Source organism: Rhizobium sp. 01N447_2 (assembly GCF_056399245.1).
In genome coordinates, this window is the sequence record NZ_JBFTQY010000021.1 from 37,648 (window position 1) to 61,171 (window position 23,524).

Consider the following 23,524-nt stretch of genomic DNA (forward strand, 5'->3'; position numbering starts at 1 on the left):
TAACGACATGCGGAAAAACAAGGACCTAAAGCGCGGGGAGCGACCCTGAAAGATCGCGACGCGCTTTAGGTGTGCCGATGCTCGCAATGCGACAAGGGCGCTCTCATCTCGACCCAGATTGCCGATCGCTGCAGGGCCTATCCCCGCTGAGCGTAATTCACGCTATTCTTCATCAATTCGAGGTTACGGGCAGTGACTTCATTTCCGGGATCAAGCTCATAGGCTTTCAGGAAATACCGTCTTGCAGTGCGCAAGTCACCGCGTAATAGGTGAGAATATCCGATATTATTGTAGTAGACTGGGGTATTGCCGATCATTCGCGAGAGTTGCTGGTAGGCGCGGTCGGAGGTGTCGAAGCGGGCAACCATGTCGGCGGAGGCTGCCAAGCCTAGCCAAGCGGCCGGATCTTGCGGAAAAACGTCAACCGCTCGCTTGTAAATGGCGTAGGATTTTCCGTAGTTCTTTTCCTGAAACTGCAGTTTGCCAGTGGTTATCAACTCGTCGTTCTTATAGAAGGCGACGGCTGAGTCATCCTCGAGGGTCTTTGCACTATCGCCATAAGCAGCCAGACCATCAACGCTGGATGACTGGCAACCAGCTAAGATCACGCCAGTCGCTATCAAAAACGCAATGCATTTAGTCCCAGCTCTGATTTGCAACATTGGCAACTTGATCCCCCATCAGACATTCTTACCCAACATTCGGATGCGTTCACCGGAAATCATCGTAAAAAAAAGCTAACAACTCAAGAATTTGAGCAAATAGTCGCAAAAAAGCGACAGATACCGTCCTCGCGCGGAACGCGCCAAGGTGATAAACGCCAACTATCCAAAGTTGGTATCGTGTCCCCAGTGATTCTCAGCGTAGAAAATTAATCAACGTCGCCTACCTTGCTCGTCAGGTCAAAGGATGGAACGCTGTATGCGGATCGCTATTTCCACGCTGATGCGACTTGCGCCATCACTGGCTTACGCGATAGCATCGATCTTCGTTCTCAGCATACCACTGTTGGAAAGCCACCCATCAAGTGCGTCCGCCTGGTGGCTGCATATGACGATACTTCCGGTCATGCGCGAGCCCATCTATCTGCTTTTGGCGGCACCCGGCGTTGGAATATGGAGCGCTACGGTCCTGTTGATGCTCGCATCGATTTTCGGGATTCGAGTGGCCCTGCAGCCGCAAAGACACCACCGGTCTGGATTCATCCATGCGCATATCGCGCTGATTGCGACCGGTCTAACTATGGGGCAGGCAGCAGTTGCGCAAGCCGGCCTTTCCAACTTGGCGATGCCTCAGTTTCAGCAAGGCGACTGGTCGTTCCTGCCGCTATCCCACTCACCGCTTGGGACCTTCCTTTTCATGCCCGTATTTTCGGCCTGCATTTGCTGCCATTTAACAATCATCAATCGTATAAAATCGGCGTAATAACAAAGAGGGCGAACCGCCCCCGCCTGATCCTGGATGTGACTGGCACTTGCGACGTCATTGAGCGCAATTGGCTGATTTCGACGTGCCCAAGCGGTCCGCGAGGATGAGGTTTGCGGGAACATTGCGGGAATTTCTTGCGGCTAGCCAGCGCTCAGTCGAAAAATACGTCTTGGTCTTCACCTGCGAACTTGAAGTCGCCTTAAGACCAAGAACAAAATTGAAGTTATTGTCGCCCCCGGCTTCGCGCGTGAAGCTGAGATAGGAGCCGAACCGTTCGTATTCGACATTTTGAAGGTTTTGGATCGACGCAAGAGTATCCTCGAAATCATGCCAGCACGCCTGCTTCACAATGATCTCGAAAATGCGCAGGATGGCCGGGGCGAGACGCCCCTGAGCGTCGGTCGACGGCCCAATGATCTTGGCGCGGATCTCTAGAATATCGCCCATTTCATCTCCACGAACCTTAACGAAGGTTGAGCTGAGGGGACGTACCTCGTCCCTTTGGTAGATGCGCTGAAAATAACATTCATAGCTGCGATTGCGCATCGATGCGGCTTTCCACTCGCTCATCTCGATGCCGGCCTCTCGAAGAGCGCCGCACATATTCCGTCCCGAGACGCGCCACACCCGCATAAACTGACTTGCCAGCTCCAGCTTCGGGACTTCGATCAGCAGCAGCGATATCGACGTCGACGGGAGAGGAGAAGGAACCGCCGGATCCGGGCGGACGGCTATGCGAGATGATTGTGCAGCCTTATTGAGAGCGCGATTTTCAACGCGCCCGAGATCTTCGCGGTCGTGGATTTCATGGTAAAAAAAAACGATGCCTGCAAGAAGCAAAATTGATATCAAAAGCCCTGGCCAAAAGAGGGACCAGCGGTTCCTCGGCATTGCGAAAATCCGCTGCCAACGCGAACTTTCGCGAGGAGGATCGACTGCTGATGGCACTTTATCCACGGCGCGACCTCACAAGCAAATAGGAGCGGCTGCGAGTTCGAACTCAATCAATCTCGATCCTATGTGCGATCAACCGGTGTCGGTCGGGGCGCGGACCAAGCAACCCTGCTGACGCCTCCCTCTGAGATGAGCAACGGATGCGAAAAACGGTACAGTCTGTCCGACTCACCTTCAACGCTGTAACTGTGAAGTAGCGTGTGTGGAGCGTCAAGCAACAACCAGTGGACAGCGTTCGCCCCTACAATTGAGGTGGAAAAGCGGACTGGCGGCTCTAAAGACAATCACATCCGCTGCACAAGCGTGCGTGAAGATATTGTCGTTGCACATTCGCGTCCCGTTATATTGTCGCAGGACCTGAATCTACACCTGTCGGGAATGACTATTTTCCGTTCGTGTTTCCTGATTCTTTTGTGGCTGCCTTTAGCACGCCTTCCTGCAAATCCGCCTCGTCGGCAAGAATGGCGACGGTCTCGTCGAGCAAGACGTCTTTTGCATTCTTGCGGGCATTCTCGATGGCAATATCAGCGCTCAGGCTGCGCTCGCCTGCCTCCAGGCCATCATCTCCAAGATCCTCGCCATCCCCTTCTTCCGCTCGATCCTTGAACCGTTTCTCGCGAGCAGCCGCTTCTTTGCGACGTTCGGATTCATTGAGAGAAACAACCCCTTTCTCACGCTGCGCCTTCAGGTCGGCAATGTCTTTTAGCAGGCGTTGGAAGTCCGGATTGCTCTCAACCCGCGCATCATGGCGGCTTTGCAACGTCGGCAGCAACGTCGTGATCGTGTCGGCGGGCGTGTAGTTCGCGGGCTTGATCTGCGCCCACGGCAGGGCATTGTCATAACTGGTCTCGCCGAAGTTTGTCGGATCGGAAAGTCCGGGCAAGCTGATATCAGGCGTCACGCCGTGCAACTGCGTCGTACCACCGTCGACCCGGAAAAACTGGGCAATTGTCACCTTTAGCTCCCCGAACTCCGGTTTGCTGTTGCGAACAATCTGGTCAAGATCGACGACGGTTTGAACGGTGCCTTTCCCGAAACTAGGTTCGCCGACGATCACGCCTCGACCATAGTCCTGGATTGCCGCGGCAAAGATCTCCGAAGCCGAGGCCGAGCCGCGATTAATCAGGACACCCATCGGGCCTGTCCAGACAGGCGCTGCAAGCTCAGCACTTTTGACCTCGATCTTGCCGTCGCTGCCACGTTGCTGAACGACCGGTCCATTGCCGATGAAGAGACCGGTCAAATCAATCGCCTCGTCCAATGAGCCGCCGCCATTGTTGCGCAGATCAATGAGAACGCTGTCGACCTTTTCTTCCTTCAGTTCGTCGAGAAGCTTGGCGACATCGCGGCTTGCGCTTTTGTAATCCTGGTCTCCTTTGCGCTTGGCTTCAAAATCCTCATAGAATACCGGCAGCGTGATGATCCCGATTTTACGCGTGGCGTCGCCCGCCTTCACGGACAGCACAGTCTTCCTGGCAGCCTGCTTGTCGAGACTGATTTTATCGCGCACCAGGCTAATGACGCGATGCGTGCCATCTGCTCCGGCATCTGCCGGCAGGATGTCCAGCCGCACGACGGAGTCTTTTTTTCCGCGTATCATCTGCACGACTTCATCAAGGCGCGTGCCCWCCACTTCTTTGATCGCCCCATCCTTGCCTTGACCAACGCCGGTAATGCGGTCTCCGACCGCGAGCTTGCCGGACAGCTGCGCCGGCCCGCCAGGCACGAGCTCACGGATCGTCGTGTAGTCGTCGCGTTCCTGCAGCACAGCACCGATACCAAACAGCGAAAGCTTCATCGAGACATTGAAGTCGGCTGAAGCGGCGGCGCCGAAATAGTCGGTGTGCGGATCGATCGACGTTGAATAGGCGTCCATGAACGACTGGAAAACGTCGTCGCTTTTAAATTTGTAAGCGCGCTCGAGGGTGTTTTCATAACGTTTGTCGAGTGTTTCGCGAATCGCCGCGTCGTTTTTGCCGCCCAGTTTCAACCGCAACCAGTCGCTCTTGACGCGCTTGCGCCAAAGCTCATTGCTCTCGGCTTTCGACTGCGGCCACGGCGCTTTATCGCGCAGCACCGAATAATTTTCCTGCGCACTGAAATCGAAGTCCTGCTTCAGCAGGCTGCGCGCATAGTTCATGCGGTCGACAACGCGCTGTTCATAGGCGTTGAAAATCGCAAACGGGATCTTCAAGTCCTTCCGTTCTATCGCATCGTCGATCTCGCTGCGACCGGACATGAACTTGTCGATATCAGTCTGGAGGAAGAGCATGCGGTCCGGATCAAGTGACTTGATGAACTGATCCATGATCCTGGCCGACAAGGCGTCGTCAAGTGGAACGGGCTTGTAGCTATACCGCGAAAGAAATTGCGCGCTCAACTCAGCGGCTTGCGCTTGTCGCTTTAGCGGCGCCAAAACAGGCGGTGATGCGACTTCAGCATATGCGGACTGTGCAATTGCAAGAAATGCACCAAAGAAAACGTAGGCTATGCGCATTCAGCGTTGATCCAATTCTTAATGCCGAGTGTCGATGTGCGATCTATGTGACGCAATCATGGTTTTTTGGCAACCAAATGGCAAACGACATAGTTTGCAAAGTCGCCAAAACATATCCGGCGCGTGGTCGGCGTCTCCGCAGTCGGCGCTCAATCCGCCTGCACGTCTTGCCAGGAATCGAATGTCGCAGCTTGACCGCGACGGCATCCGCTGCGGTCGACGAGATCCCAGACGATGGCGTTCTCGATATAGAAACGCCGCCCTGACTTGGCAATGCGAAGTCCGCGGTAGTCGGCGATAAAGCCGTTGGCCGCCACGGTATTCAACAGCCTGTCACGTTCCGCGCGATCGGGTGCCTCCGCCGAAAGGCGCGATGGCAAAGTGATGAACTCTTCCCATGAATATTCAAAACAGGCCTGGGCGGCGCGGTTTGCGTAGATAAAGCGCGGATCGGCGGCGGTGTTGTGAGCAAGGACAACGGCCGGCGACTGGTCGTAAAGCCATTCAGCACCCCGGCCTTCCGGCGTCAGGCGGCGTCCCACGCTTCGTTCGAAGCTGTCCTCCATCAATGCGTAAAATTCGAGATCGTAAGACAAGTCGAGTCCGGCGTCGTTGTAGTTGGCAATCATGCTGCGCATCCTGGATTGCGGCGAGATGTTGAAGTGATGTTCTCGCTACAAAATCCTTTTGCGCTACAGAAAGTGCAAGCTCCAAATGCGACGCGGTCAAGCTGGCGACCGGGACTTCAGGCGTCATCCTGGAGGTAGCGTTCCGCGAGCCTTGCCCACATGGCTGCGCCAACCGTCAGGCTGGCATCGGCGAAATCATATTTGGGGCTATGCAGGATGGCGGAATTCATGCCGTTGCCGAGACGCAGGAAGCTGCCCGGCTTGTGCTCGAGAAAGTGTGCGAAATCCTCGCTGCCGGGAATGAGCGGGCAGGTCGCGACCTTGTCTTCGCCGATCAGTTCCGCCGCGACGATCCGGGCAAAATCTGTCTCATCAGGCGAATTGACGACGACAGGATTGCCGCGATCGTAGTCGATCTCGATCGAAGCATTGTGCCCTTCTGCCACCGAGCGGGCGAGCTTGGTGATGCGTTCCTGCAGGAGGTCGCGAATGCCGGGCTCGAAGGAGCGCACGCTCAATGCGAGCTTGGCATATTCCGGAATGACGTTGACTGCATCGCCGGCATGGATCGTGCCGACGGTAATGACCGCGGTCTGGGTCGGGTCGAGGTTGCGCGAGATGATCGTCTGCAGCGAGACGACGAGGTTGCACGCCACGACCACGGGATCGACGGTCAGGTGTGGCCGCGAGGCATGGCCGCCTTTGCCCTTGATGGTAATCTCGACGGTATCCGACGCCGCCATCATCGGACCGGATCGCAGCAGAATGGTGCCTTCCGGAGCACCAGGGTGGTTGTGGAGGCCAAAGATTGTGTCGAACGGAAACCGCTCGAACAGGCCGTCGGCAATCATCGCCTGAGCGCCGCTATTCTTGCCCGCCTCTTCCGCGGGCTGGAAGATCAGCGTCACCGTGCCGTTGAAGCGGCGGGTACGGGCGAGATATTCGGCCGCGCCGAGCAGCACGGTCGTGTGGCCGTCATGGCCGCAAGCATGCATCTTGCCGGGGGTGCCGCTGGCATAGGCAAGTCCGGTTTCTTCAGCGATCGGCAGCGCATCCATATCGGCGCGGATGGCGATGCCCTTGCTGCCCTTGCCGGCGCTGAGGCGAGCGACAACGCCGTGACCGCCGACATTGCGGGTCACGTCATAACCCCAGCCTTCCAGCTTTTCCGCGACAAAACGCGCCGTTTCCGCTTCTTCGAAGGAAAGTTCCGGATGGGCATGTAGGTGCTGGCGGGTCGCCTTCAGCTCCGCCTCCATGGCTTCGAAATCGGAAAGGCGGGCATAGGCATTGTCGAGCGTGGGCATGAAAACATCCAGTTTTGATCGAAAAGAACCATTGCTTCGGCCCGAGGGGTCGAAGCCGCGAGCTGACACCGGTCAGAGAAAACGGGCGAGAAAAGCCTGGGTCCGGGGATGTTGCGGATTGCCGATGACATCCTCGGGCTTGCCCATTTCGACGACATTGCCGCCGTCCATGAACACGACCCGATCGGCCGCCTCACGGGCGAAACCGATCTCGTGGGTCACGACGATCATCGTCAGGCCCTGTTTGGCGAGATCGCGCATGGTGGCCAGCACTTCGCCGACGAGTTCTGGGTCGAGCGCAGATGTCGGCTCGTCGAACAGCATCAGCTTCGGTTTGATCGCCAGGGCGCGGGCGATGGCGACGCGCTGCTGCTGACCGCCGGAGAGCTGGCGGGGATAGCTCCCCGCCTTTTCCGACAGGCCCACCCGCTCCAAAAGCCGCATCGCGTTCTCCGTCGCGGCCTTGCGATTTTCTCCGTGCACGCCGATCGGGGCCTCGACGATATTTTGCAGCACCGTCATATGCGGGTAGAGATTGAACTGCTGGAACACCATGCCGATCTTGCGCCGCTGGCTGGCGATCTTGTTGCTGGACAGCTTTTCCAGCCGGTCCTTGCGGAGGCGATAGCCGATCTGCTCGCCATCGACTTCGATGAACCCCTTATTAATCGCTTCGAGATGGTTGATGCAGCGCAGGAAGGTCGACTTTCCCGACCCGGACGGGCCAAGCACCACGACGACTTCACCCGGCATGACGTCGAGGTCGATCCCTTTCAGCACTTCGAGCTGGTCGAAGGACTTGTGGACGTTGCGGGCTCTGACGAGAGGCTTTGCAATTTCGGCACCGGTCAATGGCTTGCCTCCTCGGCAAGGGTCTCGGATTTGGCGGCAGCGGCATTGTTGCGCCGCTCGCTACGGCCGTAATAGGCTTCGATATAGCTCTGGCCGAGATTGAGGATGGAAGTGATGAAGAGGTACCAGAGGACCGCGACCAGTAGCATCGGCACGATCTCGAAGGTGCGATTATAGATCGACTGGACGGAATAGAGCAGATCGGCCATGGCGATGACGCTGACGAGCGAGGTTGCCTTGATCATGCTGATCAACTGGTTGCCCGTTGGCGGCACGATCGAGCGCATCGCCTGCGGAATGATGATCCGCCACAGCGCCCTCGCCTTGGTCATGCCGAACGCTTCCGCCGTCTCGAACTGGCCGCGATCGACCGAGAGCAGGCCGCCGCGAATGATTTCGGCCATGTAGGCCGCTTCGTTCAAGGCCAGGCCGACGATTGCCGCCGTCATCGGCGTGATCACCGAATTGGTCTCCCAGCTGGCGAGCGTCGGGCCGAACGGAATGGTGATCGAAAGTTCGGGAAAGAGGGTCGAGAGATTGTACCAGAAGATCAACTGTACCAGGAGCGGCGTGCCGCGAAAGAACCAGATGAACAGCGATGCTAGCGACCGAGCGAGCCGGTCATTCGACAGCCGGGCGATCGCCAGTCCGAGGCCGAGCACGATGCCGATGGCCATCGCGACCACTGTCAGGCCCAGGCTGACGTAAAGGCCGTTGATAACAGTCGGATCGAAGAAATAAGCCGCGACGACAGGCCAGCCGAAATTCTCGTTATGGGCGACGATCCACAGGAAGTTCGCAGCAATCAGGAGCACGACCACCCACAAGAGGAGCCGGCCCGTTTGAAAGGGCTTGTGGGCATGAGCAACATCGCGGAAGTCCGCACCGCCAGACGACGATGCGGCAGTCGTGCGGTCATTGCTCATTTCGGCAGAGCTCCACCAAGATTGAGACCGGGCTGCTTGATCATGTTGTTCTCAAGACCCCACTTCTTCATGATGGCGGCATAGGCGCCGTTATCCATCAACGCCTTGATCGAGTCGAGCAGAACGGGGCCGAGCGGCGAGCCCTTCGGCACGACGGCGCCCTGATAGAGGTCGTCGAAGCCATTCTTTTGGCCGACGCCGCTCAGTTCCAACTGGCCGTTTGCCTGGGACACGAAATAGGTCAGCGGCGCCTGCGAGGAAAAGAAGGCATCGGCGCGTTTGGAGCGGACCGACAGGATCGAGCTCGGCTGGTCGGTATAGGACTGCACTTCAAGCGCGGGCTTGCCGTCAGCCTTGCACTTTTCGGCCTGGACTTGGATCACCTTTTCGGCGGAGCCGCCGGCCATGACGGCGATGCGGTTGCCGCAGGCGCTGTCGAGCGAAGCGATTGCCTTCGGATTGCCCTTCTGGACGGAGAAGACCACGAATTCCTGAACCCAGTCGACGAAATCGTTGGCCTCTTCACGGGTCTTGAAGTCACCGATCGGGCCGAAGGCGAACTGGTATCGGCCGGAATTGATGCCGGCGAGCAATGCGGTCAATCCACTGACGGTTTCGTGCTCGATCTCGACGCCGAGCATCTGGCCGATCGCATCAGTCAGGTCGGCGCTGGCGCCGGTCAGTTTCGTGCCGGTGACGATCTCATAGGGAGGAAAGGAACCGTTGTTGACGGAGATCATCTTGCCGTCCGTGCGGATCTTCTCCGGCAGGCGGGCGCGAAGCGCGTCGTTGACGGTCTGTTTTGGTACGGCCGTTTCCTCAGCGAAGACCGAAGTCGTCATCATCAGACCCAGCAGGGCGGCGGAAGCGATCAGTTTCGAGTGCATGTCATTCCCCTTTTTTTGGTTTGCGAAAATGGTGATTCAACGATGAGGCCTGCGAAGAGTTTCCCCAGGCCTTGTTCAGCGCGCCTTGGCGTGCCACGGAAACAACTCAGCGGGCGTCAGAAGGCGCGGCATGATTTTCTGTTCGTAAAGTTCTTCGGCAAAATCGGCGATCATTGCCTCGTTCTCGGGAAGCCCGCTGATGTTCCAGCTTGGCGGCAGGTCGGCCGCGCAGCGGCGCAGTTCGTCGATCATCCAGGGCGTGGTGTCGGCGTATTTCTCACGCTTTTCCAGCCACAGGCGCTGGGACTCGTCGATCAGCTCGCTGAGTTCATCCATGATCCAGGGATGCTCCTGGACGATATCAGCCTTGAAGGCGATCAGATGCATGCCCGGGATATAGCCGACGTCGTGGAAATAAGTGACTTCAGCGGCGCGGAAATCATCCAGCACTTGGCGGAGCGGCGATTCCTGATCGAAGAAACCCTTCGGCATGAAAGGCGTGAACACGGCATCGAGCCCGCCATCCAGCAGCAGATCGACCATAGGACGCTCACCGGGAGCGGCCTCGATGCGGCCGGGCCGTCCAAAACCATCGAGCCGGTCGGCGATCGGATGAGCTTCCGTCAGGCGCCCGGCATACCACATGGCATCCTCGACGCCGACACCTTCCCGGCGCAAAGCGGCACGGGTCCAGATATTTCCGGAATCGCGCCAGCCGGTCACGCCGATGTTCTTGCCGGCCAGATCAGACAGCGTGCGGATCGGACTGTCCTTGGTGGTGATGATGCAGCGATGGCGGAAGCCGCGCATGATGAAGTTCGGCATGCCGACGATCCGATCATCGCCATCATGACGCATCTGCGAATAGCGGCTGAAGGACAGTTCCGCGGCGTCATGCGCCGCATCATCGGCGAGGCTGGAGACCAGCGTGCTCACGCGATCCACTTTGATATCGAGACGGGTAGAACTGACGTCACCGAGCACAAGCGGTGTCATGTAATCCCAGTCTCGAAGGGCGATGCGAAGCGTCACAGGCATGCAAAAACTCACTGAAATGGCTCGACGAGGGACAAATTAAATGTTCAAAATAGAGAGCACAAATGTTATTACGTTATTGAACATTTAAAGTGAGAAAAAAATGGGCGACACAGTCGAAGCCTCCTGGTTTGCCGAAAAAATAGCCGACCGCAGCATCCGGGGGATCGCTCTCGAAACGAGCGCGCTGATCCGTGCCGGCGTCCTGCCGATTGGGACGCGCCTGCCGGCGATCCGCGATATCGCTTACGAATTGCATGTCAGTCCGGCGACGATCTCCGAAGCCTGGAGCGATTTGCGGCGGCAGAAGATCATCAGCGGCCGGGGACGCAACGGCACCTGGGTCAGTGGCGACCGCTTTGTCGCCAAGCCGGAACGCCTCGCCAGCTCGGGAAACTATAGGGCAGGTGTGCTCGACCTTACCTTGGCCGGGCCGGATGCAGCACTTCTTCCGCGCCTGGCCGAAGCAATGGCCTATGGTGCGTCCGTCGATGACCTCAACAGCTATKAGCGCAGCCGGATCGTGCCTGAGTTGAAGGACGCCGTTTCAGAGCGATGGCCCTATGAGGCGGAAGCCTTTCTGGCCACCAATGGCGGTTACAACGCCGTCTATACGATATTGCATGCGCTGGTTTCCCCGGGCTCCTCGGTCGCGATCGAACATCCCACCGCCATGCGACTGCTCGATATTCTGGAAGATCTCGGCGTGAAAATCATCCCTGTTGCCTGCGACGGCGACGGCCCCCTGCCGGCTTCGCTCAGCGAGGCATTGCGGCAACGTCCGGCGGCTTTTCTGTTCCAGCCGCGGCTGCATTCGGTGACCGGCGTTACGGTCAGTTCATCCCGCCTCGATCAGCTCGGCGATGTGCTGGAAGACAGCGATACGCTTATCATCGAGGACGATGGCGTCGGTGACGTGTCGACGGCGGCTCCGCAGTCGCTCGGCGGCCGATTTGCGCAGCGGACGATCCATATCCTGTCACTCTCGAAAAGCCTCGGCCCGGATCTGCGTCTCGCGGTCCTGTCGAGTTCCGCGCCAATCGTCGACCAGATCCAGTCTTACCGTTCCTTCAGCGCCGGCTGGACCAGCCGTATCCTGCAAGGTGCCGCCGCCTGGCTATTGCGCGATCCGGCAACCTGGCAGCTTATCGGCAAGGCGCGCGCGATCTATCAGCAGAGGCGGGACGCTCTTGCCGATGCCCTCAGCGAACGGGGAATACCCATACCGGCTGGCCAGGGCCTGTGCCTCTGGGTGCCCGTCGTCTCCGAACCATTCGCGATGGTGACGCTCGCCGCCCGCAATATCGCCGTCAATCCGGGCAGCAAATTCTCCGTCCTGCCAAGCAGTCATATCCGTGTCGCCACCAGCACGCTCAATGATCGCTGTGAGGAAGCCGCCGACGCGATCGCGCTGGCTCATGCGCCGTGATAGGCAGGCGCCGCAGGCCATGTCTCCGATCCCCAGCCATTCCGCGCAGGTCCGGAACTACTTTCCATCAAGCCACTCCTGCAGCTCTGCCTCGGCCCGCTCCAGAGCGCTGTAGTTCAGGAGTTTGCGCAGGAAAGCGACGGTGACGGCGCGGGCGCGCAGATTGAAGCGGCCGTCCTCGTGGTCGTCGCCGCCGCTCTGGTAGACGTCGAGCTTGTCGTAGAGCTGCTGCAGGCGGTTCTGCACGCTGCGCAGCGAAAGGCCCCGACGTTTGGCGATGGCCCGGTCGGTGAGGCCGAGGGCGATATCGACGAGGATCTCGTATTCGGAATCGGTAAAGCCGTTCGTCTGGCCGAGGCTCTTCTGCTGCAGGCCCCGCACCTCGCGGTCGATGACGCACTGGCTCTCGATGAAGATCGAACGCAGCGCAAGCTTCAACCGCTCGTCGGAGGCGGATTTCAGCACATAGCCATAGGCGGCGCCATCCGGCACGATGCGGGAGACCCCACGCACATAGGCCTCGTCCGAATAATTCGACCAGAACAGGATGCGGGTCTCCGGCCGCTCCTTCCAGATGGTGCGCGCCGCCTCGATGCCGTTGCGGTTTGCCATCTGCAGGTCCATGACGATATGCGCCGACTTGTGGTCGCGGGCGAGCTTCTCGCCGACGGTCCCATTCTCCGCCTCGATCACCGTATCGCATTCCGGCAGGGCCGCATTAACAGCCTCGTGCAGATAGGACCGGTGCAGCGGGTCGTCCTCGACGATCAGAACCTTCATGGCGCCCTTCTCCTCAGTTTGGCCCGATTGCCGGGTCGTGCGGTGCGAGCGGCAGCACGACGCGCACTGCAGTCCCGTGATTGTTGTGGCCAGGCCCGGTCGTGAACCGCGCCGAAATCAGCCGCGCACGGGTCTTCATATTGTCGATGCCGCCGCCGATCCGTCCCCGCGCCTTGGTGAGCCCGGTCCCGTCGTCGGAGATTTCGATCGACAGCCGCTCCTCGTCGGCCTCGAGCCGCACCGTGACGGCCAGGGGCGCGGCATGACGCACCGCATTGTTGATCGCTTCCTGGGCGATCCGAAACAGCGCGACGCTGACGGTCGGTTCCAGTCGCTCCAGTGCGCCGTGCGTCTCGTCGACAAGGCCCCATTCGATCCCCGATCCGCTGTCGCGGGTCGATCGGTCCAGATGATGTTCGATCGCTTGGGCGAGGCCGAAGAGTTGGAGCACGGAGGGTTTTGCCTGCTCGATGATCTGCCGCAGATCCTGCATGCAATGCTGCAGGGAACGGGAGATCGGCTCCAGCGTCTCGGGCGCCACCTCGCCGTGGCGCGACAGCCGATCGATCCGGCGGGCGAGCCGCGTCAGGTCGGCGAGCGTCTGGTCGTGCAGGTCCATGCCGATGCGCTGGCGTTCCTGCTCCAGGGCTTCGGTAAGCTTCAGTGCACCTTGCCGCAAGCCCTCCTCGCGGGCGCGGGCCTCTGCCTCGACAATGGCCGAGCGTTGCGCCTGCTCGGCCGCCTGCAGCGCAAAGAAATAGGGCGTCAGCAGGTCGGCGATGATGCGGGCGCGTTCGATATCCTCCATCGTATAGACGCCCGCCCGGTGCGACGAGCAGGAAAGCGCCGCGATGATCGTGCCCTGCACCTTCATCGGCACATGCAAGCGGCTCCTCAGCGACTGTTCGACGATCGGCCGCTTGAACGCGCCCTCGAAGTGGAAACGCGGGTCGGTCATGGCGTCGTCCGCCAGCAGAAAGTCCACCTCGCCCCAGAGCAGCGCGCGGATGGGGCTGTTGACAACAGGCGCACCGGCAAGCCCGCCCCAGGCGGTCTCGATGCCCGTCTCGTAGGCCGTGTGATAGTTGCCGCCCTCAAGCAGCACGCAGACATCGAGGTGGTCGTGCGGGATGATGTGGGCGACCTCGGCCGCGACGGAACGGATAGCCGAGCGGAAGTCGAGCTGGCCCGCGAGCAGCCGGGAAATGCCGAGATAATGGTCGAACATGGCTGCGGGTACGAGATGCAGCATCGTCAGTTCCTCCCCGAGGCGGCAGCAGGCTCCTCAACCCGCCGCGACCCTTCGCAGTAAGCGCTCGCGGAAGCGCCGCCGTCTTGCGTAAACCCGCAGCTTGTTGCGCAAATCCCGCAAACGGATTGCCGCCTTGCCCCTGTACAGGCCGGTCGATCTCCCGCATCCTGCCCTTACTGAGAGGAGGAAGCTCAGTGCAAGAACAATTTTCACTCGGACCCAATTGGGCCGGCAGGAGTGAAGCGATCCGCCGACCAGCGCGATCATCAGGGAGGAAGATATGACAATCCGTAAGATGCTTCTGGCATCGGCCGCTATTGCTTGCGCCGCGATGCCCGTTTCCGCCTTCGCCGAGACATCGGCGAAGAAAATCGCCCTTTCCAACAACTATGCCGGCAACTCATGGCGCCAGGCCATGCTGACGAGCTGGGGCAAGGTGACGGGGGAAGCCGTGAAGGCCGGCACCGTTGCCGCAGCCGACCCTTTCACCACCGCCGAGAACCAGGCGACGGAGCAAGCCGCGCAGATCCAGAACATGATCCTGCAGGGTTATGACGCCATTGTGCTGAACGCCGCCTCGCCGACGGCGCTGAACGGTGCGGTCAAGGAAGCCTGCGACGCCGGCATCACCGTCGTGTCCTTCGACGGTATCGTCACCGAACCCTGCGCCTGGCGTATCGCCGTCAACTTCAAGGAAATGGGCCGCAGTGAGGTCGAGTACCTGTCGAAGAAACTTCCGAACGGCGGCAACCTGCTCGAGATCCGCGGCCTTGCCGGTGTCTTCGTCGATGACGAAATCTCGGCCGGCATCCACGAGGGTGTCAAGCAGTTCCCGCAGTTCAAGATTGTCGGCTCCGTTCACGGAGACTGGGCGCAGGACGTGGCGCAGAAGGCTGTTGCCGGTATCCTGCCGAGCCTGCCCGACATCGCCGGCGTGGTAACGCAGGGCGGTGACGGCTATGGCGCCGCACAGGCGATTGCCGCAACCGACCGGAAGATGCCGATCATTATCATGGGCAACCGCGAGGACGAACTGAAGTGGTGGAAGGAGCAGAAGGAAGCGAAGAGTTACGAGACCATGTCCGTATCCATCGCGCCAGGCGTCTCCACACTCGCTTTCTGGGTGGCACAGCAGATCCTTGACGGCAAGCAAGTCAAGAAGGACCTCGTCGTGCCCTTCCTGCGCATCGACCAGGACAATCTCGAAACCAACCTCGCCAATACCCAGGCCGGCGGCGTCGCCAACGTGGAATACACGCAGGCAKACGCAATCAAGGTCATCGAGTCGGCAAAGTAATTCTCCCGGCGACTGCCGCGCGGCCGCAGAAGGTCGCGCGGCATTTTTTTTCAAGCAGGCATGGCGGGCAGCATGGATGACGTTTTGAAGGCGGTGATCGCCGTCGATGGCGCCAAGGTAAGTTTCGGCGCGGTCAGGGCACTCGATGGCGTGACCCTTCGCGTCATGCCGGGCGAATGCGTCGGGCTTGTCGGACACAATGGCGCCGGCAAGTCCACCATCGTCAGCGTCATCAACGGCGGTCTCACGCCGCATGAAGGAAGCGTGGCGAGCGACGGCGAGCGGCTGGAGCGTTATGGCATCAACGCGGCGCGTGCCCGCGGCGTGCGCTGCGTCTTCCAGGAGCTTTCGCTCTGCCCCAACCTTTCGATCGTCGAGAACACGCGCATCATGCATCGCCATCTCGGCGGCTTCGGCTGGCGCAGGCGTGCTGCAAACATCATCGAGACGAGCCTCGACGCGGTCTTTCCCGGCCACGGCATCGACAGCAGCCGGGCCGTCGGAGATCTTTCGATCGCCGAGCGGCAGATGGTCGAGATATCAATGGCCTTTTCCGACGCCGGCATTCCCCCGCGGCTGGTGATCCTCGATGAACCAACCTCGTCGCTCGATGCAAGCCTTGCCCGCCAGATGCTCGACCATGTCCGCCRCTTCATTGCCACGGGCGGGTCCGTCATCTTCATCTCGCATATCCTGCATGAGATCCTCGAAACCTCCGATCGCATCGTCGTCATGAAGGACGGCCGCGTCGTCGCCGAACGCCCGGCGCAGGGCTTCGACCATCACGGCCTCGTCGAAACCATGGGCACCGTCGCGAAGGAGGAGACCGGGCAGCGATCAGTGCGCGAACAATCCACCGCTCCGCTCATTCTGTCCCATCAGGCGAAGGGCCTTTCCTTTGCGGCCCGCAAGGGTGAGATCATCGGACTGGCGGGGCTGGCGGGCCATGGGCAGACCGAACTCCTGCTTGCCCTGCATGCCACCCAGTCCGGCAACTGGCTGCCCGAGCGCGATCCGCTCGTCACCTTCGTCGCCGGCGACCGCCGCCTCAACGGCGTCTTCGAACTCTGGAGCATCCTGCGCAACTTCTCCATCGCCTCGCTCGGCGACCTGTCGCGGCGAGGCCTCATCCTCGCGGACGAAGAGGAGACGAAAGGCGCCGACTGGAAGCGCAGGATCGAGATCCGCACCCCCGATATGGACAACCGCATCCTGTCGCTTTCGGGCGGCAACCAGCAGAAGGTCCTCTTTGCCCGCGCGCTTGCGACGCGCGCACCTGTTGTCCTGATGGACGATCCGATGCGCGGCGTCGATGTTGGCACCAAGCAGGAGGTCTATGCGATCATCCGCGAGGAAGCGGCGCGCGGCCGCACCTTTATCTGGTACTCGACCGAAATGGACGAGGTCCGCCTCTGCGACCGCGTCTACGTCTTCCGCGAAGGCCGCATCACCACCGAACTCGCCGGTGATGCCGTCAACGAGACGAGTATCATCGCCGCCTCCTTCGAGGGGGCCGCCGCATGACGTTCCGGCTGTCGTCCGACGCCCTGCGACTTGCCATTCCCGCCCTGTCGCTGACGCTGCTGCTCGCCGCCGTCTTCTGGCTGCAGCCGCGCGCCATGAGCTATGTCGGGCTCAACCTGCTGTTCAACCTGGCTGTGCCGATCGCGCTTGCGACGATCGCCCAGATGATCGTGATGGCGGTGAACGATCTCGATCTCTCGATGGGCGCCTTCGTCAGCTTCATCGCCTGCGTCACCGCGACCTTTCTGCGGGATGCCCCTGTGACCGGCGTGCTGATCCTTGCCGGCGCGATCGCAACCTATGCAGCGCTCGGCATCGTCATCTATCTGCGCGACCTGCCGTCCATCGTCGTGACCCTTGGCATGAGCTTCGTCTGGGGCGGCCTCGCCGTCCTGCTGCTGCCGGCACCGGGCGGGCAGGCGCCGGACTGGGTGCGCTGGCTGATGACCGTGAAGCCGCCGCTGGCGCCGATGGCGATCGTCGCCAGCATCGTCATCGCCGCCGTCGCTCATCTTCTCGTCATGCGGTCGTCGCTCGGCGTGCTGATGCGCGGCATCGGCGGTAACCAGCGTTCGGTCGAGCGCGCCGGCTGGTCGATTGTCGGGGCGCGCGCTGCCGCCTACGGTCTTGCCGGCCTCTTTGCGGTGCTCGCCGGCATCGCCCTCGTCGGCCTGACCACCTCGGCCGATGCCAATATCGCGCTGCGCTACACGCTGCTGTCGATCGCCGGCGTGATTCTCGGCGGCGGCGAGTTCATTGGCGGCCGCGTCTCCCCGATCGGCGCCGTCATCGGCGCGCTGACGCTGACGCTCGCCGGCTCGTTCCTGTCCTTCCTGCGCATCTCGCCAGACTGGCAGATCGGGGCTCAAGGCGCGATCCTGATCATCGTGCTGGCACTCCGCCTGATGCTGAACCGCCTGGAGAAGCGGGAGAAACGCCGATGACCCCGCTCCTTCGCCTATTTCGTAAACCCTGGATCTGGTCGTGGCTTGCCGCCTTTGTCGTCTGGTTCCTGACGATCATGGTGACGCTCGGCGCCAGCACGCTTGGCCTGTCGCAGGCAGCACTCACTTTCGCGGCCTTCTCGGTCATCGTCGGCATCGGCCAGATGTTCGTCATCACGCTCGGCCCCGGCAACATCGATCTCTCAGTTCCCGCCACCATGACGCTTGCCGGCACGGTGGCGCTGAAGCTGATGAATGTCGAAAACGGCATGATCCTGCCGGGCCTTCTCGTCGCCATCGTCATCGGTCTTGTCGTTGGTCTCGGCAACTATGCGCTCATCAAGGCGCTGCGCATTCCGCCGATCATCGCCACGCTGTCCATGAGCTTCATCGTGCAGTCCGCCGCGATCTGGACGAACCGGGGCTTGCGCATCAAGCCTCCGAGCGTGCTGGCGGAATTCACCACGTCGAAAACGCTCGGCGTGCCGAATGTGGCAATCGTCGCATTCCTCATCTCGCTGCTTGCCTGGTTCCTGCTCGAGAAGACGATCTACGGACGCTGGATCTCGGCGATCGGCCAGAGCATGCCGGCAGCGCGCATGGCCGGCATACCGGTCGACGGCACGCGTTTCGTCACTTATCTCTTCTGCGCCGTGCTCGCTTCGGTCGCAGGCTATCTGCTCGCCTGTTTCTCCGGCGGCGCAGCGCTCAACATGGGCTCGGAATATCTGCTGATGTCGATCGCTGTCGTCGTGATCGGCGGCACGGCAGTCGCCGGCGGCGATTCCAACGTGCCGGGGATCTGGGGCGCATCGCTCTTCATGTTCCTGGTCGTCTCCATGCTCAATACTTATGGGTTCGGCGCGGGCATTCGCCTGATCATGACCGGCCTCATCATCATCAGCGTCATCATGCTCGCCGGCGGTCGCCGGGCCGGCATGCGATAAACGGGAAGACCGCCATGGCCGAGGCCAGCATTTACGAAATCCACGACCCGCGCTTCCGGCAGATGATCGTGACCAGCGCCGGTCTCGACGAACTCTATTCGGGCTGCCGCTGGGCGGAGGGCCCCGTCTGGTTCAACGACGCCAACCAGCTGCTGTGGAGCGACATACCCAACCAGCGCATGCTGCGATGGACGCCGGAGAACGGCGTCTCCGTTTATCGGCAACCCTCCAACTTCACCAACGGCCATACGCGCGACCGGCAGGGACGGCTGATCTCCTGCGAGCATGGGACGCGCCGCGTCACCCGCACCGAGGTCGACGGCTCGATCACCGTGCTCGCCGATCGTTTCGAGGGCGCCAGGCTCAATTCGCCGAACGACGTGGTGGTGAAGTCAGACGGCTCGATCTGGTTCACCGACCCGACCTACGGCATCATGTCGGACTATGAAGGCTTTCGCGCCGAGCCGGAACAGGCGACGCGCAACGTTTACCGGCTCGATCCGACGACCGGCGCGCTTGCTGCTGTCGTCACGGATTTCACACAGCCGAACGGCCTCGCCTTCTCGCCCGACGAGACCATCCTCTATGTGGCGGATTCGGCGGCCAGCCATGACGAAAGCCTGCCACGTCACATCCGCGCTTTCGACGTGATCGACGGCATCAGGCTGACGAACGGCCGCGTCTTCTGCCTCATCGACAAAGGCATCCCGGACGGCATTCGCACAGACGTGAACGGGAACCTCTGGTCAAGTGCGGCCGATGGCGTGCATTGCTTCGACCCGACCGGCAAACTGATCGGCAAGATCCGCGTACCCCAGACCGTCGCCAACCTCACCTTTGGCGGCCCCCAACGCAACCGGCTGTTCATTGCGGCGACGCGGTCGGTTTATTCGGTCTATGTCGCGGTGAGCGGGGCGCAGGTGCCGTGAGGTGGTGGTGGTTGGGTTGATGAGCAACCAACAGTACTATCTTCAAACTTTGCAGATGCTTGGCAGAGAAAACGCCGGCCGAAACAATCAAGCTCAAATTGCATAATTCAGTAGAATTKAATGCTCGAAATATCGAAATCGTTGGAAGTACTTGCCTGATTTCCGCATCGAACATCTTTAAACCTATAGGCGCAACTCCTACGTCCTTCATCGCATGTCTATCAAGGCAACTCCGATGTGAGACACTCACGGCCACGCCGTTCCTCGGTGGGGACTCGGGACGCGCGGTCATTTTCCCAGACAATGAGCAGCCCAAACGTTCGACACGCACTTCGTGCGTCGTACGTATAGGCGCGCAATCTCCCCGTCTTAGCAACCAACACCAACCGGATGGCCGTCGGGTGGACGAACCCGTGCGCCCAGTGGAGAGAGAATATGGACACCGCTCAATATCTTGGTCCGATGGAATGGCTGGCGATCGAAATCGTCGCCCTCATCATCGTGCTTGCAATTCTGTTCTGGTGGAGCGGCGTGATCCGCTATATCCCCAACGACAGGCTTGGCATCCTCGAGAAGCTGTGGAGCTTCCGTGGCTCCGTAAACAATGGCTTCATCGCACTTGGCGGTGAGGCCGGTTTCCAGCCGGACGTCGTGCGCGGCGGCCTGCATTTCTTCATGCCGTTCCAATATTCGATGCATCGCGCCAATCTGGTGACCATTCCGCAGGGCCAGATCGGCTATGTCTTCGCCCGCGATGGCATGTCGCTACCGCCAACCCAGACATTGGCGTCGAATACCGAGGCTGACGACTTCCAGGACGTGCGCGCTTTTCTTGAAAAGGGCGGCCAAAAAGGTCCGCAGCGCAAGATCCTGCGCGAAGGCACCTATGCCATCAACCTCGCACAATTCATCGTGCTCACTGCGCAATCGAACTATGCCGTAAACTTGAACGCCTCCGAACAGAAGCTGTTTTCGGAGATGTCGGAGATGATCGCAGAGCGGGATGGTTTCGAGCCGGTCGTCATTCGTGATGCCGATGACATGATCGGCATCGTCACCATCCATGATGGCCCGGCGCTGCCGGATGGCGAGATCATTGCGCCGACTGTTGCCAATGATCCCAAGGACCCGAACTTTCATAACAATTTCCAGGATCCCGAGAAATTCCTCAACGGCGGCGGTTATCGCGGCCGGCAGTTGCAGGTGCTTGCTGACGGCAGCTACTTCCTCAACCGCATTTTCGCGACTGTCGAACTGGTCGAAAAGACGATCATCGGCGTCGGCACCGTGGGTGTCGTCGTCTCCTATACCGGCCGCCGTAGCGCGGATGTCTCCGGCCAGTCCTACAGGCACGGCGAACTGGTCGAACAGGGTTCGCGCGGTGTCTGGTCGACACCGCTTCTGCCGGGCAAATACGCGTTCAACACCTATGCGGGCAACATCGTCATCGTGCCGACGACCAACTTCGTGCTGAAGTGGACGAAGGAGCAGTTCGGCGAACATCGTCTCGATGAGAACCTTTCGGAAGTGTCGCTGATCACCAGGGACGCATTCGAGCCGGTCCTGCCGCTCTCGGTCGTCGTGCATATCGACTATATGAAGGCGCCGCTGGTGGTGCAGCGCTTCGGCGATATCAAACGGCTGGTCGAGCAGACGCTCGATCCGATGGTCTCGGCCTATTTCAAAAACATCGCCCAGACCAAGACCCTGATTGAACTCCTGCAGGAACGCAGCGAAATCCAGCGCAAGTCCGGCGACGAAATGCGCGCTAAGTTCGCCTCCTACAGTCTCGAATTGCAGGAAGTGCTGATCGGTACGCCGCGCGCCGGCAATGGCCAGAACAGTATCGAGCAGATTTTGATCCAGCTACGCGAACGCCAGATCGCGGTCGAAAAGGTCGAGACCTACAGGCTGCAGGAAGCTGCAGCGATCCAGGAGCGGACGCTGCGCGAGAAGGAGGCGCTGGCCGAGCAGCAGGCCAAGATCACGACGTCGGCGCTCGCCATCGAGATCAGCGAAAACGAGGGTAAGGCGCAGCTCGCCCGCACCCGCCAGCAGGCAGAGACCATTCAGGTCACCGCCAAGGCCGAAGCAGAAAAGGTCCGGCTCGCCGGCCTGGGCGAGGCCGACCGGATCAAGGCGATCGCGCTTGCCGATGCCGAGCGTATCAAGGCGACCGGTTTCGCCGATGCCCAGAAGGTGCGTGCCGTCGGTCTGGCGGAAGCGGAAGCCACGGAGAAGAAGGTCGCGGCCTTCGGTGGCCCGGACTACCAGCTCAACTCGCAGGTGCTGATGCGGTTTGCCGAAGCGATCGAGAATGGCAGGCTGCCGCTCGTGCCGCAGATCCAGGTCGGCGGTGGCGGCGGCGAGAAGGGCGGCGCAAACGGATTGGTGGAAATGATGTTGTCGATGCTGGTAGCCGACCGGCTTGGACGACAAGGCTCGCCGGCTGCGATACCGGCGCCGGTCGAGCAGCATTGATTGTGGATGGGCCGGTTATGCCGGCCCATTTTGCATCCTGCCTATAAACTCCGTTTCCGCTTGATTGCGGTGCTCAGAAGCCTCCTGCGTTGTTCCTTTCTACCGCCTGCCCTGCTATTGCGCCGGTTCTAGCATCACGCAATCTTCCCCGTCGGTGCACTCTCCCGAGAGTGTGCGCTGACCGAGCGCAATGATCAGGACGGTCGCTGCCCCGGCGGCCGCAGACACCCAGAACCCGCTCTGGGGACCGTAGGTGTCGACGACCCAGCCCGAGACGAAGGCGCCAAGCGCCATGCCGATGCCGATGCCGGTCATCACCCAGGTGACACCCTCGGTCAGCACCGATTCCGGCACACGACGCTCAATCAGTCCGAAGGCCGTTATAAAGGTCGGCGAGATCGCGATGCCGCTGACGAAGACGGCGACAGCAAGCAGGGTTACCGAGCTGCCAGCGACGAGAAGCGGCAGCGAGGTCAGTGCGAGAGTCGCAACAGCGATCAGCAACTGACGGTGCAAGGGGATGCGCAGATTAAGAGCGCCGAGGATCAAACCCAATAGGAAGGAACCGAGCGCATAGACACCGATGACCAGGCTTGCCGCATTCGGCTGACCAAGCTCCTTGGTGATGGCGACAACACTCACTTCAGCGGTTGCGAAGATCGCGCCGACGAAGATCAGCGCGAGCGTAATGATCTGCACCGGACGCTGCCGGATCGCGGAACCAACCGAAGCCGCGCCGGCGACATGACGCACCTTCGGCTCGGTGCCGCGCTGCACGATGAAGGCGGACGTCCCGAGCGCTAGAAAAGCTGTGCTCACCATCATGCCGGCTTCCGGGAATAGGGCGACGGCCAGCCCGACCGACAGCGAGGCACCGGCGATATAGACCAGTTCGTCCGCGGCACTTTCGAACGCGAAGGCGGTGTTGAGCTCGGGCTGGTTGCGAAAGATCTCCGTCCAGCGCGCCCGCATCAGCGCCGGGATGCTTGGCATGGCTGCAGCAAGGAAGGCTGAGGCGAAGAGCGTCCACACCGGCCAGTTCTGATTGGCCGCGGAGATCAGCGCGATGAACGCCAGCACTGATACGATGGTTGTCGGAACGACCACTGCCGTCTGGCCCAGCCGGTCGACTGCTCGCGAAATCTGCGGTGAAATCACCGCATTGGTGAGCGCATAGGTCGCCGACACGGCGYCCGCCAGCCAATATTCGCCATGTGCCTGGGAGAGCATGGCGACGATGCCAATCGGCGCCATGGCGATGGGAAGGCGTGCGAAAAAGCCGGCGACGGAGAAGCCCTTGGCCCCAGGTGCCGCGAATATTTGTCTATACGGATTTGACATGGGACGATCCTTCCAGCTATCGGATAGAASACTTATATACGGAGCGTATGTGTTTAGATAATGCATACGCCACGTATGTCAATGA

Annotated in this window: 20 protein-coding genes; 8 read left to right on the forward strand and 12 right to left on the reverse strand. The window is 60.4% G+C overall.

Annotated elements, in window-relative coordinates; translation table 11 throughout:
- Positions 1-137: 137 nt before the first annotated feature.
- On the reverse strand, positions 138-662 hold the full coding sequence (locus AC1ECN_RS17140) for a tetratricopeptide repeat protein (protein WP_024321496.1): 525 nt from the start codon (positions 660-662) through the stop codon (positions 138-140).
- Positions 663-921: 259 nt separating this feature from the next.
- Between AC1ECN_RS17140 and AC1ECN_RS17145 the strand changes: the two genes are divergently transcribed.
- Positions 922-1,425 carry a hypothetical protein gene (locus AC1ECN_RS17145; protein ID WP_164582364.1) on the forward strand — a complete coding sequence of 168 codons (504 nt, stop codon included), beginning with the start codon at positions 922-924 and terminating at the stop codon, positions 1,423-1,425.
- Between the two features lie 57 nt (positions 1,426-1,482).
- Here the strand turns inward: AC1ECN_RS17145 and AC1ECN_RS17150 are convergent, their stop codons facing one another.
- The 8 genes from AC1ECN_RS17150 to AC1ECN_RS17185 all read right to left on the reverse strand — a co-directional run bounded on the left by AC1ECN_RS17150 (position 1,483) and on the right by AC1ECN_RS17185 (position 10,518).
- Positions 1,483-2,319, reverse strand: a complete 837-nt coding sequence (locus AC1ECN_RS17150; protein WP_164582366.1) for a DUF6030 family protein — start codon at positions 2,317-2,319, stop codon at positions 1,483-1,485.
- A 445-nt stretch (positions 2,320-2,764) separates the two neighbouring features.
- Positions 2,765-4,879 carry a carboxy terminal-processing peptidase gene (locus AC1ECN_RS17155; RefSeq protein WP_477953625.1) on the reverse strand — a complete coding sequence of 705 codons (2,115 nt, stop codon included), beginning with the start codon at positions 4,877-4,879 and terminating at the stop codon, positions 2,765-2,767.
- Between the two features lie 149 nt (positions 4,880-5,028).
- The gene (locus AC1ECN_RS17160) at positions 5,029-5,508 is read right to left on the reverse strand and encodes an MEKHLA domain-containing protein (protein WP_024321500.1); all 480 of its coding nucleotides are present in this window, start codon (positions 5,506-5,508) and stop codon (positions 5,029-5,031) included.
- 116 nt (positions 5,509-5,624) lie between these two features.
- Positions 5,625-6,815, reverse strand: coding sequence for a M20 aminoacylase family protein (locus AC1ECN_RS17165; RefSeq protein WP_164582370.1), 1,191 nt, complete (start codon positions 6,813-6,815; stop codon positions 5,625-5,627).
- A gap of 72 nt (positions 6,816-6,887) precedes the next feature.
- On the reverse strand, positions 6,888-7,667 hold the full coding sequence (locus AC1ECN_RS17170; RefSeq protein WP_024321502.1) for an amino acid ABC transporter ATP-binding protein: 780 nt from the start codon (positions 7,665-7,667) through the stop codon (positions 6,888-6,890).
- The gene (locus tag AC1ECN_RS17175) at positions 7,664-8,593 is read right to left on the reverse strand and encodes an amino acid ABC transporter permease (protein WP_027688055.1); all 930 of its coding nucleotides are present in this window, start codon (positions 8,591-8,593) and stop codon (positions 7,664-7,666) included. The genes AC1ECN_RS17170 and AC1ECN_RS17175 overlap by 4 nt, the downstream gene beginning before the upstream one ends.
- On the reverse strand, positions 8,590-9,480 hold the full coding sequence (locus tag AC1ECN_RS17180; protein ID WP_024321504.1) for an ABC transporter substrate-binding protein: 891 nt from the start codon (positions 9,478-9,480) through the stop codon (positions 8,590-8,592). Before AC1ECN_RS17180 ends, AC1ECN_RS17175 begins: the two co-directional genes overlap by 4 nt.
- A gap of 75 nt (positions 9,481-9,555) precedes the next feature.
- The gene (locus AC1ECN_RS17185; protein ID WP_164582372.1) at positions 9,556-10,518 is read right to left on the reverse strand and encodes a substrate-binding domain-containing protein; all 963 of its coding nucleotides are present in this window, start codon (positions 10,516-10,518) and stop codon (positions 9,556-9,558) included.
- Positions 10,519-10,618: 100 nt separating this feature from the next.
- Here AC1ECN_RS17185 and AC1ECN_RS17190 point away from each other — a divergent pair, with 100 nt between their 5' ends.
- On the forward strand, positions 10,619-11,944 hold the full coding sequence (locus tag AC1ECN_RS17190) for an aminotransferase-like domain-containing protein (RefSeq protein ID WP_477953628.1): 1,326 nt from the start codon (positions 10,619-10,621) through the stop codon (positions 11,942-11,944).
- A gap of 57 nt (positions 11,945-12,001) precedes the next feature.
- Here the strand turns inward: AC1ECN_RS17190 and AC1ECN_RS17195 are convergent, their stop codons facing one another.
- Together AC1ECN_RS17195 and AC1ECN_RS17200 are read right to left on the reverse strand one after the other, a co-directional pair.
- A complete protein-coding gene (locus AC1ECN_RS17195) occupies positions 12,002-12,724 on the reverse strand; it encodes a response regulator transcription factor (RefSeq protein ID WP_130656409.1) in 723 nt (240 codons plus the stop codon).
- A gap of 13 nt (positions 12,725-12,737) precedes the next feature.
- A complete protein-coding gene (locus AC1ECN_RS17200; RefSeq protein ID WP_024321507.1) occupies positions 12,738-13,976 on the reverse strand; it encodes a GAF domain-containing sensor histidine kinase in 1,239 nt (412 codons plus the stop codon).
- A gap of 280 nt (positions 13,977-14,256) precedes the next feature.
- Here AC1ECN_RS17200 and AC1ECN_RS17205 point away from each other — a divergent pair, with 280 nt between their 5' ends.
- The 6 genes from AC1ECN_RS17205 (at position 14,257) to AC1ECN_RS17230 (ending at position 22,098) form a co-directional block, all read left to right on the forward strand.
- Complete coding sequence (locus tag AC1ECN_RS17205) at positions 14,257-15,273, forward strand: substrate-binding domain-containing protein (protein WP_477953631.1); 1,017 nt, start codon at positions 14,257-14,259, stop codon at positions 15,271-15,273.
- Positions 15,274-15,345: 72 nt separating this feature from the next.
- Positions 15,346-16,797 (forward strand): sugar ABC transporter ATP-binding protein, encoded by a 1,452-nt coding sequence (locus AC1ECN_RS17210; protein WP_477953633.1) that lies wholly within the window; start codon positions 15,346-15,348, stop codon positions 16,795-16,797.
- Entirely contained in the window at positions 16,794-17,741 is a 948-nt protein-coding gene (locus tag AC1ECN_RS17215) for an ABC transporter permease (RefSeq protein ID WP_130656405.1), read from the forward strand. The genes AC1ECN_RS17210 and AC1ECN_RS17215 overlap by 4 nt, the downstream gene beginning before the upstream one ends.
- Positions 17,738-18,688, forward strand: a complete 951-nt coding sequence (locus AC1ECN_RS17220; RefSeq protein ID WP_024321511.1) for an ABC transporter permease — start codon at positions 17,738-17,740, stop codon at positions 18,686-18,688. The genes AC1ECN_RS17215 and AC1ECN_RS17220 overlap by 4 nt, the downstream gene beginning before the upstream one ends.
- A 14-nt stretch (positions 18,689-18,702) precedes the next feature.
- Complete coding sequence (locus tag AC1ECN_RS17225; RefSeq protein WP_018480358.1) at positions 18,703-19,617, forward strand: SMP-30/gluconolactonase/LRE family protein; 915 nt, start codon at positions 18,703-18,705, stop codon at positions 19,615-19,617.
- Positions 19,618-20,052: 435 nt separating this feature from the next.
- Entirely contained in the window at positions 20,053-22,098 is a 2,046-nt protein-coding gene (locus AC1ECN_RS17230) for an SPFH domain-containing protein (RefSeq protein ID WP_165586430.1), read from the forward strand.
- A 114-nt stretch (positions 22,099-22,212) separates the two neighbouring features.
- Here AC1ECN_RS17230 and AC1ECN_RS17235 read toward each other — a convergent pair whose 3' ends face one another.
- Positions 22,213-23,439, reverse strand: a complete 1,227-nt coding sequence (locus tag AC1ECN_RS17235; RefSeq protein WP_477953637.1) for an MFS transporter — start codon at positions 23,437-23,439, stop codon at positions 22,213-22,215.
- Between the last annotated feature and the right edge of the window lie 85 nt (positions 23,440-23,524).

Coding starts and splice junctions, on each gene's coding strand:
- AC1ECN_RS17140 (WP_024321496.1), bottom strand. CDS start 662: ATGTTGCAAATCAGAGCTGGGACTAAATGCATTGCGTTTTTGATAGCG.
- AC1ECN_RS17220 (WP_024321511.1), top strand. CDS start 17,738: ATGACCCCGCTCCTTCGCCTATTTCGTAAACCCTGGATCTGGTCGTGG.
- AC1ECN_RS17145 (WP_164582364.1), top strand. CDS start 922: ATGCGGATCGCTATTTCCACGCTGATGCGACTTGCGCCATCACTGGCT.
- AC1ECN_RS17230 (WP_165586430.1), top strand. CDS start 20,053: ATGGACACCGCTCAATATCTTGGTCCGATGGAATGGCTGGCGATCGAA.
- AC1ECN_RS17215 (WP_130656405.1), top strand. CDS start 16,794: ATGACGTTCCGGCTGTCGTCCGACGCCCTGCGACTTGCCATTCCCGCC.
- AC1ECN_RS17160 (WP_024321500.1), bottom strand. CDS start 5,508: ATGATTGCCAACTACAACGACGCCGGACTCGACTTGTCTTACGATCTC.
- AC1ECN_RS17200 (WP_024321507.1), bottom strand. CDS start 13,976: ATGCTGCATCTCGTACCCGCAGCCATGTTCGACCATTATCTCGGCATT.
- AC1ECN_RS17150 (WP_164582366.1), bottom strand. CDS start 2,319: ATGCCGAGGAACCGCTGGTCCCTCTTTTGGCCAGGGCTTTTGATATCA.
- AC1ECN_RS17195 (WP_130656409.1), bottom strand. CDS start 12,724: ATGAAGGTTCTGATCGTCGAGGACGACCCGCTGCACCGGTCCTATCTG.
- AC1ECN_RS17165 (WP_164582370.1), bottom strand. CDS start 6,815: ATGCCCACGCTCGACAATGCCTATGCCCGCCTTTCCGATTTCGAAGCC.
- AC1ECN_RS17225 (WP_018480358.1), top strand. CDS start 18,703: ATGGCCGAGGCCAGCATTTACGAAATCCACGACCCGCGCTTCCGGCAG.
- AC1ECN_RS17175 (WP_027688055.1), bottom strand. CDS start 8,593: ATGAGCAATGACCGCACGACTGCCGCATCGTCGTCTGGCGGTGCGGAC.
- AC1ECN_RS17185 (WP_164582372.1), bottom strand. CDS start 10,518: ATGCCTGTGACGCTTCGCATCGCCCTTCGAGACTGGGATTACATGACA.
- AC1ECN_RS17180 (WP_024321504.1), bottom strand. CDS start 9,480: ATGCACTCGAAACTGATCGCTTCCGCCGCCCTGCTGGGTCTGATGATG.